Genomic DNA, 16,206 nt, shown 5'->3' on the forward strand with positions numbered 1-16,206 from the left:
GTTCAAACGTGTCACGTACAATCATGCTTATTCCTACCGGCACCAGCGTCGGCCTGACCAGCGTCAGCCTCGGCGTTATTCGTGCCATGGAGCGTAAAGGCGTTCGTCTTAGCGTCTTCAAACCTATCGCGCAGCCGCGCGCTGGCGGCGATAAGCCGGACCAGACCACGATGATCATCCGTAAGAACTCGTCGATTCCCGCTGCCGATCCGCTCAAGATGTCGCGCGTCGAATCGCTGCTGGGCGCTAACCAGCAGGACGTGTTGATGGAAGAGATCATCGCGCGCTACCACGAAAACACCCGAGATGCGGAAGTGGTGCTGGTTGAAGGCCTGGTGCCGACGCGTAAGCATCAGTTCGCCAACGCGCTCAACTATGAGATCGCCAAGACGCTTAACGCCGAGATCGTGTTTGTCATGGCGCTGGGCAACGATTCTCCCGCCCAGCTGAAAGAGCGCATCGAACTGACGCAAAGCAGCTTTGGCGGCAGCAAGAACAAAAACATTACCGGCGTCATCATCAATAAGCTGAACGCGCCGGTTGATGAGCAGGGCCGCACGCGCCCGGATCTGTCGGAAATTTTCGACGACTCCACCAAAGCAAGCGTCGCCAATATCGATCCGAAACAGCTGTTCGCCGACAGCCCGCTGCCGGTGCTGGGCTGCGTGCCCTGGAGCTTCGATCTGATCGCCACGCGCGCCATCGATATGTGCCGCCATCTCCATGCCGAAGTGATTAACGAAGGCGAGATCGCTACGCGCCGCGTTAAGTCGGTGACCTTCTGCGCGCGCAGCCTGCCGCATATGCTGGAGCATTTCCGTCCCGGCTCGCTGCTGGTGACCTCCGCAGACCGTCCCGACGTGCTGGTGGCCGCCTGCCTGGCCGCGATGAACGGCGTAGAGATCGGCGCCATCCTGCTGACCGGCGGCTACGAGATCGACAACCGTATCGCGAAGCTGTGCGAGCGCGCCTTCCAGACCGGCCTGCCGGTCTTTATGGTGAAGACCAACACCTGGCAAACCTCGCTCAGCCTGCAGAGCTTCAACCTGGAAGTGCCAAGCGACGATACCCAGCGCGTAGAAAAAGTGCAGGAGTATGTCGCCAGCTATATCAACGCCGACTGGATCGAATCGCTGACCGCGACCTCCGAACGCAGTCGTCGCCTGTCGCCGCCGGCCTTCCGCTATCAGCTCACCGAGCTGGCGCGCAAAGCGGGCAAACGCATCGTGCTGCCGGAAGGCGATGAGCCGCGCACCGTCAAAGCCGCCGCTATCTGCGCCGAGCGCGGCATCGCGACCTGCGTGCTGCTGGGCAATCCCGATGAGATCCAGCGCGTTGCCGCCGCACAGGGCGTCGAACTGGGCAAAGGCATTGAAATTGTCGATCCCGACGTGGTTCGCAACAACTATGTACCGCGTCTGGTCGAGCTGCGTAAGAGCAAAGGCATGACCGAAGTGGTGGCGCAGGAGCAGCTGGAAGACAACGTGGTGCTCGGCACCATGATGCTGGAGAGCGGCGAAGTGGACGGCCTGGTGTCAGGCGCCGTGCACACCACCGCCAATACCATTCGCCCGCCGCTGCAGCTGATCAAGACCGCGCCGAACAGCTCGCTGGTCTCCTCGGTGTTCTTTATGCTGCTGCCGGAGCAGGTGCTGGTGTATGGCGACTGCGCCATCAACCCGGATCCGACCGCGGAACAGCTGGCGGAAATCGCCATTCAGTCTGCCGACTCCGCCCATGCGTTCGGCATCGAACCGCGCGTGGCGATGATCTCCTACTCCACCGGCACCTCCGGCGCGGGCAGCGACGTGGAAAAAGTGCGCGAAGCGACGCGTATCGCGCAGGAGAAACGTCCGGATCTGGTGATCGACGGTCCGCTGCAGTATGACGCGGCGATTATGGAAGATGTGGCCAAATCCAAAGCGCCGAACTCGGCGGTCGCCGGTCGCGCCACGGTGTTTATCTTCCCGGATCTCAACACCGGCAACACCACCTATAAAGCGGTGCAGCGTTCGGCGGATCTGATCTCTATCGGCCCGATGTTGCAGGGTATGCGCAAGCCGGTTAACGATCTGTCGCGCGGCGCGCTGGTCGACGATATCGTCTACACCATCGCCCTGACCGCGATTCAGTCGCAGCAGGCGGAAGGCTAAGCCTGCGTGCGGGTAATGTGCCCGCGGCTGAACAGCACAGGCACCACTGGCCGCAAAAACAAAAAAACGCCCGGACGGGCGTTTTTTTTTAACCAACTATTTTTAAGCGTCGCCGTTACGCGTCAGCCACAGCGACAGCGCCTTTAGCGAATCATCGGTGAACTCATCGCAGCGCGCGGTGATCTCATCGGGGGTCATCCAGAACACCTCGTCCACCTCCTCTTCCTGCATGGCGAACGGGCCGTGATAGACGCAGCTGAACAATCCGCCCCAGACGCGGACATGCTCATCTTCGAAGTAGAACTTGCCGTGCTCGGCGAAAGGCACATCGGCAATGCCCAGCTCCTCCTCCGCTTCGCGGCGCGCCGACTCCAGCAGATCTTCGCCGCTCTGCACCACGCCGCCCGCGGTGGCGTCCAGCATGCCGGGCATGAAGTCTTTGGTCTCGGTGCGGCGCTGCACCAGAATCTTGCCTGCGCCGTCATGCACCACGATATAGGTGGCGCGATGGCGCATACGCTGCGCGCGCATCTGCGCACGCGTCGCCTGCGCAATCACTTCATTCTCTTCATTAACGATATCGACCCACTCGATAGCGTCGCCCGCGGTTTGATCCACCATCCGGTAACCCTTTTTTGTTCTGGCGTGCCGTGCGACACGCGCCTGATTGCCACGTCGTTGTTATAGTGTGCTGTAAGGTAATCACTTCCGCTCGCCTGAGCAAGCGGCGCAATCTATCGTTGTTTGCCGCTTTCCGCCAGCCAGAGCTGCACCGAGGCGCGCTGCCACTGAAATTCAGCATATTCCCTGAGCTTATCCGGCAGCGCGTCGCCGTGCAGCGCCAGACGATTCAGCATCACCGCTAAATCCGTATCGGCAACGGACCACTCGCCGAACAGATTCTGCTGCTTGTCCGGCAGCAAACGCAGACTCGCCGCAATCAGCTTCTCCGCCGCCTGCGCCGCCTGCGCGCTCAACGGCGGGAAACGCTCGCCGGCGAATAACACCTCCGTTGGCCGCTCCTGACGAATGGGTAAAAAATCGCTGCGCAGCCACGCCTGCACTTCACGCGCCCGCGCGCGCTTCTCGCGATCGCGCGGATAGAGGCGCTCGAACTCGGGCGCAGGAAAACGCTCTTCCAGATATTCAGCGATAGCAGAGGATTCGCTCAGCACGAAATCGTCAATCTGCAGCGTCGGCACGCGACAGGTGAGCGACAGCGCGCGATAGTCGCTGTTGAACTGCTGATTTTGCGCAAGATCGACGCGTTTCAGCGAAAAAGGAATGCCCTTCTCCGTCAGCGCGACGTAAACCGACATGGCGTAAGGACTAAAAAATGATGAATCAGACCACAGGGTGATGGACGGGTAATTCATCTGCTACCTCAACTGGCTTATCCGGGTAGCCTGATATTTACCGACTTTCTTGGCGCAAAGCAATGTCCGGCTGGTCCGATCTTCTCAAAGCGCGATGCAGTCCGGCAGCGCGCGGCCGCGCTTCTTCTATGCTGAAACAGTGCGTATCAGAAAAATGATAAGGAGACGCGAGATGCACATACTTATGACCGGCGGAACCGGGCTAATCGGCCGCCATCTTATTCCTCGCCTGCTGACGCTGGGGCATCAGGTCAGCGTGGTCACGCGCGATGTCGCCGCCGCGCGCGAGAAGCTCGACGCGCGCGTCGCGCTCTGGTCAGGGCTGGCGCAGCAGCAAAATCTCGACGGGGTGGACGCGGTCATTAACCTGGCTGGCGAACCCATCGCCGACAAGCGCTGGACCGAACAGCAGAAGCAGCGGCTGTGCGAAAGCCGCTGGCAGATCACCGAGCGTATCGCTTCGCTGATCAACGCCAGCCACGCGCCGCCGCGCGTGCTGATCTCCGGGTCGGCGACCGGCTACTACGGCGACACCGGCGAGCTGGTGCTGACGGAAGAGGATCAGGGCCAGGATGAGTTCACCCACAGCCTCTGCGCGCGCTGGGAGCAGCTGGCGCTGAGCGCCGAGAGCGAGCGCACCCGCGTCTGCCTGCTGCGCACCGGCGTGGTGCTGGCCAGCGAAGGCGGCGCGTTAAGCAAAATGAAGCTGCCGTTCAAGCTCGGCGTCGGCGGTCCTGTTGGCAGCGGCAAACAGTATCTGCCGTGGATCCATATCGACGATATGGTCAACGCCATTCTCTGGCTGCTGGATCGCGACGATCTGAGCGGTCCGTTCAATATGGTGGCGCCTTACGCGGTGCGCAATGAGCAGTTCGCCGCCACGCTCGGCCATGTGATGCATCGCCCGGCCTTTATGCGCACCCCCGCCAGCGCCATCAAAATGATAATGGGCGAATCGGCGGTGCTGGTGCTGGGCGGGCAGCATGTGCTGCCGAAGCGGCTGGAGGCTTCCGGCTTCGGCTTTCGCTGGTACGATTTGCAGGAGGCGCTGCAGGATGTAGCCGGCTAACGCGCGCGTTCATTTAAGCAACGGCAGACAGCAGGATTAACGTTTTCTGGTCGGCCATGCCGTACCGACAGCGGCCGCTGTCGGTACGGCAGCCTCAGCTGCGCTGCTGCGCAATGGAGGATTTCACTGCCGATGCCTGCCGCGTGTGCCCTGGCTGCGGCACGCGGATGATAAAGGTCAGCACGCCGGCGAACAGGTAAAGCGCGGTATAGGCCCACACCACGCCCACGATATCGAAGAACGGCAGCAGCAGTGAGGCAATCGCTGGCGCAACAAAGTTACTCAGCCCGGCTGACAGGTTGTAAATCGACACCGCCGCGCCTTTATGCTGCGGTTCCAGCGTCGGGAACACCGCCGTCATCGGCACAAAGGCGGCGACAAAAATCCCCAGCATCACGGCCGGAATCAGCGCCACCCAGAAGTTATGCCCGGCATACAGCGGCAGGTAGTAAAATGCCAGGCTGGAGATCGCCATACCGAGGCAGCCGAACCAGCGCACCTGCCGGATCCAGCCCAGCTTCTCGCCGGTAATCCCCCAGAAAATATTGGTAAAGATGGTGACAAAGAAGAACACCGCCCAAATCTGCAGCCATTCGGAGAGGGTAAAGCCCAGCCGATCGACAAACAGAAGCGGCATAATGATGGCAAAACCAAACAGCGACAGCGTATTGATGATACGGATCAGGCAGGCGTAAAACACATGCTGATTGGTGAACAAGATAGTCACCGCGCGCGACATCTCGGTCATCTTATCGCGCAGCGGCAGATTAACGCGTGAACGGTCAACCGGGACGTTGCGCAGGCTGAAGTAGGCCAACACGCCGCCGCAGGCGACCCAGGCAATCGCCAGCCACAGGGTGCCGGTTTCACCCAGCATCGGGATGGTCAGACTCGGCAGGTAGCTGCCTACCACGCCAATGCCCACGGAATACATCGCCCAGAACCAGCCGGTAGCGGCGGCCAGCTTGTCACGCGGCAGCACCTGCACCAGCATCATCATGAACGAATAGATAAAAAGCGGATAGGCCAGGCCGCGGATGCCGTAGAACAGCACCATCAGCGGATAGTTACGCAGCCCGAGCCCCAGCGACATAAACAGCGCATGCATGACGATCCACAGCATAAAGCCAATCATCATGGCGCGCAGCGGCGTTATCAGCTCCGCCACTACGCCAGAAGCCCACGCGGCCAGCGCGGCGGCGAGGCCATAAAAAGTAAACACCACTGCAGACTGGGCCGGAGAAAAGCCCATGTCCGTGATGTGGCGCGACAAAAAGGCCATTTCGAAGCCGTCGCCCGCCATAAAAATCGCGATAGCCAGGAATCCCCATAACATCTTTTTCGGTAAGCCAAACCAGTATTCATTCGATTGCATGACAATCTTCCTTCCGTTCGCTAATCCGATCAGGCAGGCAGCAACGCGCGCGCCTGCTGTTGTTGTACATAGAGTTCACGGAACAAGCGCAGACGCTGCTGCAGCACCGCTCCCCGCGCCGCATCGGGCTGATAGCGCGCCTGCACCGCCGGCTTCAGGCACACTTCTGCCTCGCGGCCGCCATCCGCTAACCACGCCAGCCGCGCGGCGCCCAGCGCGCCCGAAGCGCTGGCCGGATGGGTCACTATTGGCAGTTGCAGCACGTCGGCAATCAGTTGCGCCCACAGCGTGCTGCGCGCGCCGCCGCCGGTCAGGCTGCACTGCTGAATCTGCTGCTGCGTATCGCCCAGCACCGCCAGACCATCCGCCAGACCAAAGGCTACGCCCTCAATCACCGCATAGCCGAGCAGCGCACGTGGCGTTTCGTGGCGTAAATGGAAAAATGCGCCGGTCGCGTGCGGATCGTTGTGCGGCGTGCGTTCGCCGGAAAGATAAGGCAGAAATAGCGGCGCCTGCCGCAGCTGTTCCGCGCTGAGCTGCGCCATTTCGTCCATCAGCTGGCTTTCCGTCACCGAAAGCAGATTACACAGCCAGCGCAGACAGCTGGCGGCGCTGAGCATCACGCTCATCTGGTGCCAGCGTCCCGGCAAGGCATGGCAGAAGGCGTGCACGCCGGATTGCGGATCGGCGCGCAGCCGATCGTTCACTACAAAGATCACGCCCGAGGTGCCGAGAGAGATAAAGGCATCGCCCGCGTTGACCGCGCCGACGCCTACCGCCGACGCCGCATTGTCGCCGCCGCCGCCAGCGAGGCGTACCCCGGCCGCCAGGCCCCATTCGCTGGCCAGATCGGCGCGCAGCGTGGCGCTGATCGCACTGCCCTCAACCAGTTCGGGCATCTGCGCGCGCGTCAGCCCGCTGATCGCCAGCAGTTCGTCGGACCAGTCGCGCTGCGCCACATCCAGCCATAGCGTGCCGGCGGCATCTGACGGCTCGCTGACAAAGCGCCCGGTCAGTCGCCAGCGCAGGTAATCCTTCGGCAGCAATACCTTATCGATGCGGCGAAATATTTCCGGCTCATGTTCAGCCACCCAGCGCAGTTTCGGCGCGGTGAAGCCGGGCATAATCAGGTTGGCGGCGATCTGCATCATCTGCGGATATTGCTGACGCAGCGCATCACACTGCGCCGCGCTGCGCGTATCGTTCCACAAAATGCACGGTCGCAGCACCACTCCGGCCGCATCCAGCAGCACCGCGCCGTGCATCTGACCCGAGAGACCGATGGCGCGAATCGCGGCCCATGCTTCCGGTACCTGCTGGCGCAGCCCGGCGAGCGCCTGGCAACAGGCCTGCCACCAGCGCTCGGGATCCTGTTCCGCCCAGTGCGGATGCGGGCGCTGCACGCTGAGCGTGACGTGATTCGACGCCACGATCTCGCCCTGCGGGTTCAGAATCAGCGCTTTGAGTTCAGAGGTGCCAATATCAATACCGAGATACATGATGTGCGCTCCTTACACCGTCGCGGGCTGCAGCAGCTGCTGCTCTATGGCGTTTACGCTGCGCGTCACCAGCGCATGAAAGGCGCGATCGTCGGCCAGTTCAGCAAACAGCGCCGTGTCGCTGAGAAACCTCTGCAGCGCATTTTCACCGGCCAGCTGCTGGCGCAGCGCGTCGGCGTCAAGCACCCCATCCTGATAAGCGTACGGCAGCTGACCGCGGGCCCAGCGTTGCAGAAACAGGTAGAACAGCGCCGGCAGCACGGCGGTGGCCGTGGGTTCTGCGCCGCGCTGATAGCACTCGCGCAGCGTGGGCGTCACCATGCCCGGGATTTTCGATAGCCCGTCGGCACCGACGCGCTGGTTGGTATCTTTAATGTAGGGATTGCTAAAGCGTGCCAGCACCACGTCGCGATAATCCGCCAGATCCAGCGGGCTGGGTGACAGCGACGGAATCACATCCTGGGTGATGTAGTGGTAAGCCAGCTGATAAATCGCAGGCTGGCGCGTGCTGTCATCAATATAGTCATGCCCGGTAAGCGTGCCGGCCCAGGCTATCGCTGCGTGCGTGGCGTTAAGAATGCGTATTTTCGCCTCTTCCCAGGGCAGCACCGATGTCACCAGCTCGACGCCCACGTTTTCCAGCGCCGGGCGTCCGGCAATGAAATCATCCTCAATCACCCACTGGATAAAGGATTCCGCCATAACCGCCGCGCCATCGTCTTTGCCGGTAGCCGCTTTGACGCGCGTGGCAACATCCGGCGTCGGACGCGGCGTGATGCGGTCAACCATGGTATTGGGCGAGGTGGTGTTATCACGCACCCAACTGGCCAGCGCGCTGTCGCCCTGCGCGGCAAGAAATGCCAGCAGGCCGTGACGGAAGCGTTCGCCGTTGTGGCGCAGGTTATCGCAGTTGAGCAGCGTGACCGGCGCACCGCCGCTGGCCACGCGCTGGCGCAGAATGCGTGCCAGCGCGCCGTAAATGGTGCGCACTTCACCGCGAAGATCGGCCTGGATGTCTGGCTGGCTGAGATCGAGTTCATGTTCAGGTGTCAGATAGTAGCCAGCTTCGGTCACGGTAAAGCCGATGACCTTGGTGTGAGCGCTGGCGCCCTGCGCCACCAGCGCGCTGATTTCCGCGTCCCACGGCAGAATCGTGCGCAGCGACGTAATAGTTTCATACGCGCGCTCGCCCTCCGGCGTCACGGTTTCCAGCACATATTCGCCGTTTTGCGCCTGCAGCTGGTCAAGCAGCGCTACCGCGTCGCCACGAATGTTGCCGAGCGCGATGCTCCAGCTGTCGTCGCCCTGCTGGCGTAGCTGATGCAGATACCACGCCTGATGCGCCCGGTGAAAAGAGCCTGCGCCGATATGCATCCATACTGATTTCATCGTCATAGCCGCCTCGAATTAAACATTTGCCAAAGTTCAGGGCATTTGCCCGATAAGGCGTAGCATAGTCGTCGTCAGGGCGATCGTTCTGAGAGATCCATCACAACTAATACTTTTGCTCTTTTTTGGGGCTTTTGCTCAGTTAACGCTTCAGGTGCAAGACGCGATAAACTGGCGTATCGATTTTTGACGGAACAATGCGATGAGCAGAGAAGAGAAGAAGCAGGAGCTGGCGGCACGGGCGGCCTGGATGTATTACGTGGCGGGCCTGACGCAGCAGGAGATTGCGCGCGCGCTGGGCTTATCGCGCCAGGTGGCGCAGCGGCTGGTCTCAAGCGCGCGTGAGATGGGGATGGTTAGCGTGAAGATTGACCATCCGGTGACCCACTGCCTGCATCTGGCGCACCAGATAGCGCAAAAGTTCGGCCTGACGCTGTGTCGCGTGGTGCCGTCAGCCGGACTGGATGATGCGGCGATTCAGCAAATGCTGGCCGTAGAGGGCGCGGCGGTGATGGCGCAGTTTATCAACGAAGAGACGCCCCAGGTGTTTGGCATCGGTTCCGGCAAAACGCTGCGCTCAATCATTGATGCGCTACCCTGGGTTGAACGCCCGCAGCATCAGTGCGTTTCGATGATTGGCGCGATTGCGCGCGACGATTCCGGCACCCGCTACGACGTACCGCTGAAAATGGCGGAAAAAATGCAGGGCAAGTATTACTTTATTCCGGCACCGCTTTACGCGGATACGCCGCAGGATAAAGCGATGTGGGTGCAGCATCAGGTGTACCAGCGCGTAGCCCAGCGTGCGTTACAGGCGGATGTCGCGTTTGTCGGCATTGGTGAAGTGATGCCGGGCTGCCCGCTCAATGCCGAAGGGTTTATTACCGATGCACAGGTCAAGGCGCTCAACGCGCGCGGCGTGGCTGGCGAAATGCTGGGGCACTTTTTCAATCAGCAAGGGGAACGCATTTTCGGCGAAACCGATGAGCTGCTGACCAGCGTGCTGCTGGAAAGCCAGACGCAGCGCAACATTATCGGATTTGCCGGCAGCGCGCGCAAATACGCGGCAATTCAGGCCGCGCTAAACGGGGGTTGGGTTTCCGGACTGGTGACCGATGAAGACACCGCGCTGACGCTGCTGCGGGAGTGATTAAAGAGCGCGGCGCGATTTTTCGCGCGGACGTTAAGGCCGCATGGCTGGCCAACGCGCAACGAACCGCGCCGCTACGGGTTCGCTGTCTATTTCAGCGATCCCTTTAAAAACTGCTGCAGGCGCGGGCTTTTCGGGTTGCCGAACAGCACGTCCGGCGGCCCTTCCTCTTCAATCTTGCCCTGATGCAGGAAGATAACGTGGCTGGAGACGTGGCGCGCGAACTCCATCTCATGGGTCACCACCACCATGGTTTTGCCCTCTTCCGCCAGCTTCTGCATAATGCGCAGCACTTCGCCCACCAGTTCAGGATCGAGCGCCGAGGTCGGTTCGTCGAACAGCAGCACCTCCGGCTCCATCGCCAGCGCGCGCGCGATGGAGACGCGCTGCTGCTGACCGCCCGACAGGTGCACCGGATATTTCGCCTGCGCGCGCTCGTCGATGCCGACCTTATTGAGATAGTTGACGGCGCGGGCGCGGGCGTCCGCTTTGCTCAGCCCCAGCACCTGAATCGGCGCCTCCATCACGTTCTCCAGCACCGTCATGTGGCTCCACAGATTAAAGTGCTGAAACACCATGGTGAGGCGAGTGCGCAGCGAACGCAGCTGCTCTTTATTGGCCACCTTAAGCTGACCGTCGGTGTCGCGCACCAGGTTGATCGGCTCGTTGGTCACGGAAATGGTGCCTTCGCTCGGCTTCTCGAGGAAATTGATACAGCGCAGGAAGGTGCTTTTCCCCGATCCCGACGATCCGATGATGCTGATCACGTCACCTGCATCGGCCTGTAAAGAGACCCCTTTTAATACTTCATGGTCACCGTAACGCTTATGCAGTTCGGTCACGCTTAATTTGTTATCAGCCATAGTTCTACTCAATGCGATGACGAAGGTTTGATGTGTGCGAGGAAGCGGCGCTCCGCCAGACGGAACAGGCTAATCAACACATAAGAGATAATCAGATAGAGCACCGCCGCGATGCCGAACGCGGTAAAGGGCTGATAGGTCGCCGAGTTAATATCGCGCGCGATCTTCAGCAGGTCCGGCACCGTCGCGGTAAAGGCGAGCGCCGTGGAGTGCAGCATCAGGATCACCTCGTTGCTGTAGGCGGGCAGCGCGGTACGCAGCGCGGACGGCAGAATAATGCAGCGGTAGAGCTTAAAGGTCGAGAAGCCGTAGGCGCGCGCCGCCTCGATCTCGCCGTGCGGCACGGCGCGGATCGCCCCGGCAAAGATCTCCGTGGTATAGGCGCAGGTATTAAGGGTAAAGGCCAGCAGCGTACAGTTGAGCCCGCTGCGGAAAAAGGCGTTAAGCAGCTCCGAACCCTTGACCACTTCCAGCGTATACATGCCGGAGTAGAACACCAGCAGCTGCACATAGAGCGGCGTGCCGCGAAACACGTAGGTAAACAGCCAGACCGGAGTGCTGACAAAGCGGTTCGGTGAGACGCGCGCGATGGCCAGCAGCACCGCCAGGCAGCCGCCGATCACCACCGACAGGATCAGCAGCCACAGGGTAATGGCGACGCCGGTAAAGCGATAGCCGTCGGTCCAGAGCAGGGATTTCCAGTACTCCTGAATAATATCGATCATAGCTCCGCCCTTTTTACGCCGACCGAGTAGCGGCGATTCAGCCACCACAGCACGCCGTTCGACAGCGTGGTAAAGATTAAATAGATCGCGCCAGCGACGATGGCGAAGTAGAACGGCTGCCAGGTGCTTTTACCCGCCAGCTGCGTCGCTTTCACCACATCTTCCAGCCCCAGCAGCGACACCAGCGCCGTGGCTTTCAGGATCACCTGCCAGTTATTGCCGATGCCGGGCAGCGCGTAGCGCATCATGCCGGGAAAGAGAATACGGCGGAATACCTGCGAGCCGGTAAAGCCGAAGGCGGTGGCCGCTTCGATCTGCCCTTTCGGCACGGCGAGGAACGCGCCGCGAAAGGTTTCAGTAAAATAGGCGCCGTAGATAAAGCCGAGCGTAATGATACCGGCCACCATCGGGTCGATATCGAACTGGGCGAGGCCCATGGCGTCGGTCAGCGCGTTAAGGGCGATCTGCAGGCCGTAAAAAATCAGCAGCATCAGCACCAGGTCGGGCACGCCGCGGATCAGCGTGGTATAGCCTTCAAACAGCATCGCCAGCGGGCGACTGCGGGAAAGTTTCGCGCCCGCGCCGATCAGGCCGAGCGCAACAGCGAGCACCACCGAGCTGAGCGCCAGCTCCAGCGTCACCAGGGTGCCTTTGAGAATAACCTCGGAATAGCCGTACAGCATGTAATCGATCCTGTCGTGGAGAAAACATCAATGTCCTGCCCGCGGGCGCGCCAGCGGGCAGTCCTGACCAGATTGTGCGTTGCGCCGCGCGGCTCAACGCAGAAGGATCAGGTAAAGGTCGACAGGGTTAGTCACCGTACACATTGAAATCAAAATATTTTTTCGCAATCTTGTCGTAGGTGCCATCTTTGCGCATCGCCTCGAACGCTTTGTCGATGGCCGCCTTCAGCTCGCTATCGTCTTTACGCAGTCCCATGCCGGTGCCGACGCCAAAAATCTTGTCGTCTTTCACCGCCGGGCCGGCGAAGGCGTAGTTCTTGCCTACCGGCTGCTTCAGGAAGCCTTCGCTCGCCTGCACTTCATCCTGAAACGCCGCGTCGATGCGACCCGCGTTCAGATCCTGATAAACCAGATCCTGGTTCGCGTAAGGCGTCACGTTAACGCCTTTAGGGCGCCAGTTCTGGTTAGCGTAGGTTTCCTGCGTGGTGCCCTGCAGCAGACCGATGTTCTTGCCCTTCAGCGACTCGATAGTCGGCTGAATCGACGAGCCTTTCGGCGCCACCAGGCGGGCGTTGGCCGCATAGAGTTTGTCGGAGAAGGCGATCTCTTCCTGACGTTTAGCGGTAATGGAGAGCGAGGAGATGATGGCGTCGATCTTCTTCGCCTTTAGCGACGGGATCAGCGCATCGAAATCGCTTTCGACATAGGTGCACTTCGTATTGATGCGTTTACAGATCTCGTTGGCAAGATCGATATCGAAGCCAACGAGCTGTCCTTGCGCGTTTTTCGATTCAAACGGCGGGTAAGTCGGGTCAGTCCCAATGCGAATCGACGACGGCACCGCGGCGAAAACGCTGGCGGCGCTGGTCAGGCCCAGCATGAGAGAAAGAGCCAGAACTCGCTTTTTCATAGATTACCCTCAGTGAAGTGCTTTTTGTTATGGGTGCGTGATGTGTTTGCGCTTGTTAAGCCACATATTTCTTGCATATTTCATGCCAGCAATGCAAGCCATTCGCGCGCCCGGCAGCGCGTCAGCAAGGCGTTGCCGCCGGGTTTGTGAGGGGAATATATCAGTGATGTCAGAGAGAAAAAGCGACCTTGTTAACTTTTGGTGCACCAAATGCACGAAGAGTGATCGCCAGCGCGCATTTGCACCTGAATAGTGCAAAATATGACGGTCATGCACCGTTCCAGCGCGTAAAAAGATCCTGCGGCAGCGTAATGTCGAACTGATCGACGACGCGGTTAACCGTCTGATCCACCAGCTCCATAATCGACTGCGGGCGATGATAAAAGGCCGGCACCGGCGGCATAATCACCGCGCCCAGCTCGGCGGCGGTGGTCATCATGCGCAGATGGCCAATATGCAACGGCGTTTCGCGCACGCCCAGCACCAGCTTGCGCTGCTCTTTGAGCACCACGTCGGCGGCGCGCGTCAGCAGGCTGTCGCTGTAGCTGTGTACAATGCCGGAGAGGGTTTTCATCGAGCATGGCAGGATCGCCATGCCCAGGGTCTTGAACGATCCCGACGAGATGCTGGCGGCGATATCGCGCACGTCGTGCACCACATCAGCCAGCGCCTGCACTTCGCGCAGCGTGTAGTCGGTCTCCAGGCTGAGCGTCTGCCGCGCCGCCGGACTCATCACCAGATGGGTTTCCACCTCGCTGACCTGCTGCAGCACCTGCAACAGCCGCACGCCGTAGATCGCGCCGCTTGCGCCAGAGATGCCAATGATGAGTCGTTTCATGCGTGTTCCTTGCGGGTTCAGAGAGGCGCTATGATAGCGCGGGCCAGAACAGGAAAACAAACGGGGCGGATTTCTCCGCCCCGTGCTTTTTCCTGTCATCGCTGAGAACGCGCTTAGCCTTCGTTATGCAGCTCGAGGTTCTCGACTTCGTTCTGACGCTGCAGCGCTTTGGCGTCGTCGTTGCGCAGCGACTGGAGATACTCCAGGTACTGCTGATCGACATCTTTGGTGACGTAGACGCCGTTAAACACCGAACATTCGAACTGAGCGATATCGGGGTTCTCTTCGCGCACCGCTTCGATCAGGTCGTTGAGATCCTGGAAAATCAGCGCGTCGGCTTTAATCAGCTGGCAGATCTCATCAACTTCGCGGCCGTGCGCGATCAGCTCGGTGGCGCTCGGCATATCGATGCCGTAGACGTTCGGGAAGCGGATTTCCGGCGCGGCAGACGCCAGGTAAACGCGTTTCGCGCCCGCTTCGCGCGCCATCTCGATAATCTGCTCCGAGGTGGTGCCGCGCACGATAGAGTCATCCACCAGCAGCACGTTTTTGTCGCGGAACTCGGCGCGGTTAGCGTTGAGCTTGCGGCGAACGGCGCTGCGGCGCAGCTGCTGGCCCGGCATGATAAAGGTGCGGCCCACGTAGCGGTTTTTCACAAATCCCTGACGGTAAGGCTTGTCGAGAATGCGCGCGATCTCCAGCGCGATATCGGTAGAGGTCTCCGGGATCGGGATCACCACGTCGATATCGAGATCTTCCCATTCGCGAGCGATTTTCTCGCCCAGCTTGGTGCCCATGCGCACGCGCGCGCTGTAGACGGAGATCTTGTCGAGGAACGAATCGGGACGCGCAAAGTAGACGTACTCGAACAGGCAGGGGTTGCTTTTCGGGTTCTCGGCGCACTGGCGGGTAAACAGCTGGCCCGCTTCGGTGATATAGACGCCTTCGCCCGGCGCGACGTCGCGCAGGAACTCAAAGCCCAGCGTATCGAGCGCCACGCTCTCGGAGGCGACCATATATTCGACGCGGCTGTCAGGCAGCACGCGCTTGCCCAGCACCAGCGGACGAATGCCGTTGGGATCGCGGAAGGCGACCATGCCGTGGCCGATGATCATGGCGACGACGGCGTAAGCGCCGCGCACCTGCTGATGCACCGCCGCCACCGCCGCGAAAATGTTGTCCGCTTCCAGCGGGTCGTTCTGAAAACGGTCCAGCTCCTGCGCGAAGATATTCAGCAGGATTTCAGAGTCTGACGTGGTATTGACGTGACGGCGGCCCTTTTCGAACAGGTGCTTGCGCAGGTCGTGCGCGTTAGTCAGGTTGCCGTTATGGGCCAGCGTAATACCGTACGGCGAGTTAACGTAGAACGGCTGCGCTTCAGAGGCGCTGGAGCTGCCTGCGGTCGGGTAGCGAACGTGGCCGATCCCCATATTGCCCTGCAGACGCTGCATGTGGCGAGCTTCAAAGACATCGCTGACGAGACCGTTCGCCTTACGCAGACGGAAGCACTTCAGCGCATCGATAGTACAAATGCCTGCGGCGTCCTGCCCGCGGTGCTGCAGCACCGTTAACGCATCATAGATCGACTGGTTGACCGGCATAAACCCGGTGATACCAACAATACCGCACATGTTGTCATTTCCTCATTAGCCGCACTCCCGGTGGCGTCACCGGGGTAAAAAACTCGACGTGCTTTTCAGGTAGTCAAAAAACCATCTGATTATATAACTGAACTGGGGAATGAGCTGGGACTGCTGCCAGTCCGGACTTTTGGAAAAGCCGGTGAATGTGTCGAGGAAGAAAAGGATCGCGCTAACGATCAGCACGCCGCGTAACGCCCCGAAACAGACCCCCAACACCCTGTCGGTTCCCGACAGGCCGGTCTTTTCAACCAGCGAGCCGATCACATAGTTGACTATCGCGCCGACAATCAGCGTCGCGACGAACAGCACCGCGATGGCGATGCCGTTACGCACCAGTTCGTCGTCAAAACCTGTAAACCAGACTGCAAGGTAGGCGTAGTAATGACTGGCGACAAAAAACGCGCATCCCCAGGTAACGAGAGATAAGGCTTCGCGGACAAACCCTCGAATCAGGCTGACCAGAGCCGAAAAACCAACTACCGCAATAATGACGTAATCAATCCAGATCATGAACTCTTCCAGCGCCAGTGCGT

15 protein-coding genes are annotated in these 16,206 nt (G+C 60.2%); 3 read left to right on the forward strand and 12 right to left on the reverse strand.

Annotated features, from left to right (window positions below; genetic code table 11):
- Positions 1 to 8: 8 nt before the first annotated feature.
- Positions 9 to 2,153 carry a phosphate acetyltransferase gene (gene pta, locus AC6I7Z_RS13545; RefSeq protein ID WP_497814599.1) on the forward strand — a complete coding sequence of 715 codons (2,145 nt, stop codon included), beginning with the start codon at positions 9 to 11 and terminating at the stop codon, positions 2,151 to 2,153.
- A 102-nt stretch (positions 2,154 to 2,255) separates the two neighbouring features.
- On the opposite strand, the gene yfcD is transcribed toward pta, so the two are convergent.
- On the reverse strand, positions 2,256 to 2,774 hold the full coding sequence (gene yfcD / locus AC6I7Z_RS13550; protein ID WP_033750514.1) for an NUDIX hydrolase YfcD: 519 nt from the start codon (positions 2,772 to 2,774) through the stop codon (positions 2,256 to 2,258).
- A 113-nt stretch (positions 2,775 to 2,887) separates the two neighbouring features.
- Positions 2,888 to 3,529: a glutathione transferase gene (yfcF, locus tag AC6I7Z_RS13555; protein ID WP_497814600.1), complete on the reverse strand. Its 642-nt coding sequence runs from the start codon at positions 3,527 to 3,529 to the stop codon at positions 2,888 to 2,890.
- 172 nt (positions 3,530 to 3,701) lie between these two features.
- On the opposite strand from yfcF, the gene AC6I7Z_RS13560 reads away from it, so the two are divergent.
- Positions 3,702 to 4,598: a TIGR01777 family oxidoreductase gene (locus AC6I7Z_RS13560; protein WP_497814601.1), complete on the forward strand. Its 897-nt coding sequence runs from the start codon at positions 3,702 to 3,704 to the stop codon at positions 4,596 to 4,598.
- A 94-nt stretch (positions 4,599 to 4,692) separates the two neighbouring features.
- On the opposite strand, the gene AC6I7Z_RS13565 is transcribed toward AC6I7Z_RS13560, so the two are convergent.
- The 3 genes from AC6I7Z_RS13565 to dalD are packed head-to-tail and all read right to left on the reverse strand — an operon-like array spanning position 4,693 to position 8,867.
- The gene (locus AC6I7Z_RS13565; RefSeq protein WP_497814602.1) at positions 4,693 to 5,973 is read right to left on the reverse strand and encodes an MFS transporter; all 1,281 of its coding nucleotides are present in this window, start codon (positions 5,971 to 5,973) and stop codon (positions 4,693 to 4,695) included.
- A 29-nt stretch (positions 5,974 to 6,002) separates the two neighbouring features.
- Positions 6,003 to 7,472, reverse strand: a complete 1,470-nt coding sequence (gene xylB / locus AC6I7Z_RS13570) for a xylulokinase (RefSeq protein WP_497814603.1) — start codon at positions 7,470 to 7,472, stop codon at positions 6,003 to 6,005.
- A gap of 12 nt (positions 7,473 to 7,484) precedes the next feature.
- Positions 7,485 to 8,867, reverse strand: a complete 1,383-nt coding sequence (dalD, locus tag AC6I7Z_RS13575; RefSeq protein WP_497814604.1) for a D-arabinitol 4-dehydrogenase — start codon at positions 8,865 to 8,867, stop codon at positions 7,485 to 7,487.
- A 196-nt stretch (positions 8,868 to 9,063) separates the two neighbouring features.
- Here dalD and AC6I7Z_RS13580 point away from each other — a divergent pair, with 196 nt between their 5' ends.
- Positions 9,064 to 10,011: a sugar-binding transcriptional regulator gene (locus AC6I7Z_RS13580; protein ID WP_497814605.1), complete on the forward strand. Its 948-nt coding sequence runs from the start codon at positions 9,064 to 9,066 to the stop codon at positions 10,009 to 10,011.
- An 89-nt stretch (positions 10,012 to 10,100) separates the two neighbouring features.
- Here AC6I7Z_RS13580 and hisP read toward each other — a convergent pair whose 3' ends face one another.
- The 7 genes from hisP to cvpA all read right to left on the reverse strand — a co-directional run bounded on the left by hisP (position 10,101) and on the right by cvpA (position 16,183).
- Positions 10,101 to 10,874 carry a histidine ABC transporter ATP-binding protein HisP gene (gene hisP, locus AC6I7Z_RS13585; RefSeq protein WP_497814606.1) on the reverse strand — a complete coding sequence of 258 codons (774 nt, stop codon included), beginning with the start codon at positions 10,872 to 10,874 and terminating at the stop codon, positions 10,101 to 10,103.
- Between the two features lie 8 nt (positions 10,875 to 10,882).
- A complete protein-coding gene (locus AC6I7Z_RS13590; protein ID WP_033750535.1) occupies positions 10,883 to 11,599 on the reverse strand; it encodes an ABC transporter permease in 717 nt (238 codons plus the stop codon).
- Positions 11,596 to 12,282 carry a histidine ABC transporter permease HisQ gene (locus AC6I7Z_RS13595; protein WP_497814607.1) on the reverse strand — a complete coding sequence of 229 codons (687 nt, stop codon included), beginning with the start codon at positions 12,280 to 12,282 and terminating at the stop codon, positions 11,596 to 11,598. Before AC6I7Z_RS13595 ends, AC6I7Z_RS13590 begins: the two co-directional genes overlap by 4 nt.
- A 127-nt stretch (positions 12,283 to 12,409) precedes the next feature.
- The gene (argT, locus tag AC6I7Z_RS13600; protein ID WP_497814608.1) at positions 12,410 to 13,192 is read right to left on the reverse strand and encodes a lysine/arginine/ornithine ABC transporter substrate-binding protein ArgT; all 783 of its coding nucleotides are present in this window, start codon (positions 13,190 to 13,192) and stop codon (positions 12,410 to 12,412) included.
- Positions 13,193 to 13,460: 268 nt separating this feature from the next.
- On the reverse strand, positions 13,461 to 14,030 hold the full coding sequence (locus AC6I7Z_RS13605) for a UbiX family flavin prenyltransferase (RefSeq protein ID WP_033750543.1): 570 nt from the start codon (positions 14,028 to 14,030) through the stop codon (positions 13,461 to 13,463).
- A gap of 113 nt (positions 14,031 to 14,143) precedes the next feature.
- Positions 14,144 to 15,661 (reverse strand): amidophosphoribosyltransferase, encoded by a 1,518-nt coding sequence (gene purF / locus AC6I7Z_RS13610; protein ID WP_497814609.1) that lies wholly within the window; start codon positions 15,659 to 15,661, stop codon positions 14,144 to 14,146.
- Positions 15,662 to 15,697: 36 nt separating this feature from the next.
- Positions 15,698 to 16,183, reverse strand: coding sequence for a colicin V production protein (gene cvpA / locus AC6I7Z_RS13615; protein ID WP_021509181.1), 486 nt, complete (start codon positions 16,181 to 16,183; stop codon positions 15,698 to 15,700).
- Between the last annotated feature and the right edge of the window lie 23 nt (positions 16,184 to 16,206).

The sequence above is a fragment of the Pantoea sp. X-Soil-MYKO-1289 genome (assembly GCF_059730625.1).

Coding starts and splice junctions, on each gene's coding strand:
- yfcD (WP_033750514.1), bottom strand. CDS start 2,774: ATGGTGGATCAAACCGCGGGCGACGCTATCGAGTGGGTCGATATCGTT.
- AC6I7Z_RS13560 (WP_497814601.1), top strand. CDS start 3,702: ATGCACATACTTATGACCGGCGGAACCGGGCTAATCGGCCGCCATCTT.
- AC6I7Z_RS13590 (WP_033750535.1), bottom strand. CDS start 11,599: ATGATCGATATTATTCAGGAGTACTGGAAATCCCTGCTCTGGACCGAC.
- dalD (WP_497814604.1), bottom strand. CDS start 8,867: ATGACGATGAAATCAGTATGGATGCATATCGGCGCAGGCTCTTTTCAC.
- AC6I7Z_RS13565 (WP_497814602.1), bottom strand. CDS start 5,973: ATGCAATCGAATGAATACTGGTTTGGCTTACCGAAAAAGATGTTATGG.
- AC6I7Z_RS13580 (WP_497814605.1), top strand. CDS start 9,064: ATGAGCAGAGAAGAGAAGAAGCAGGAGCTGGCGGCACGGGCGGCCTGG.
- AC6I7Z_RS13605 (WP_033750543.1), bottom strand. CDS start 14,030: ATGAAACGACTCATCATTGGCATCTCTGGCGCAAGCGGCGCGATCTAC.
- xylB (WP_497814603.1), bottom strand. CDS start 7,472: ATGTATCTCGGTATTGATATTGGCACCTCTGAACTCAAAGCGCTGATT.
- AC6I7Z_RS13595 (WP_497814607.1), bottom strand. CDS start 12,282: ATGCTGTACGGCTATTCCGAGGTTATTCTCAAAGGCACCCTGGTGACG.
- cvpA (WP_021509181.1), bottom strand. CDS start 16,183: ATGATCTGGATTGATTACGTCATTATTGCGGTAGTTGGTTTTTCGGCT.
- argT (WP_497814608.1), bottom strand. CDS start 13,192: ATGAAAAAGCGAGTTCTGGCTCTTTCTCTCATGCTGGGCCTGACCAGC.
- hisP (WP_497814606.1), bottom strand. CDS start 10,874: ATGGCTGATAACAAATTAAGCGTGACCGAACTGCATAAGCGTTACGGT.
- purF (WP_497814609.1), bottom strand. CDS start 15,661: ATGTGCGGTATTGTTGGTATCACCGGGTTTATGCCGGTCAACCAGTCG.
- yfcF (WP_497814600.1), bottom strand. CDS start 3,529: ATGAATTACCCGTCCATCACCCTGTGGTCTGATTCATCATTTTTTAGT.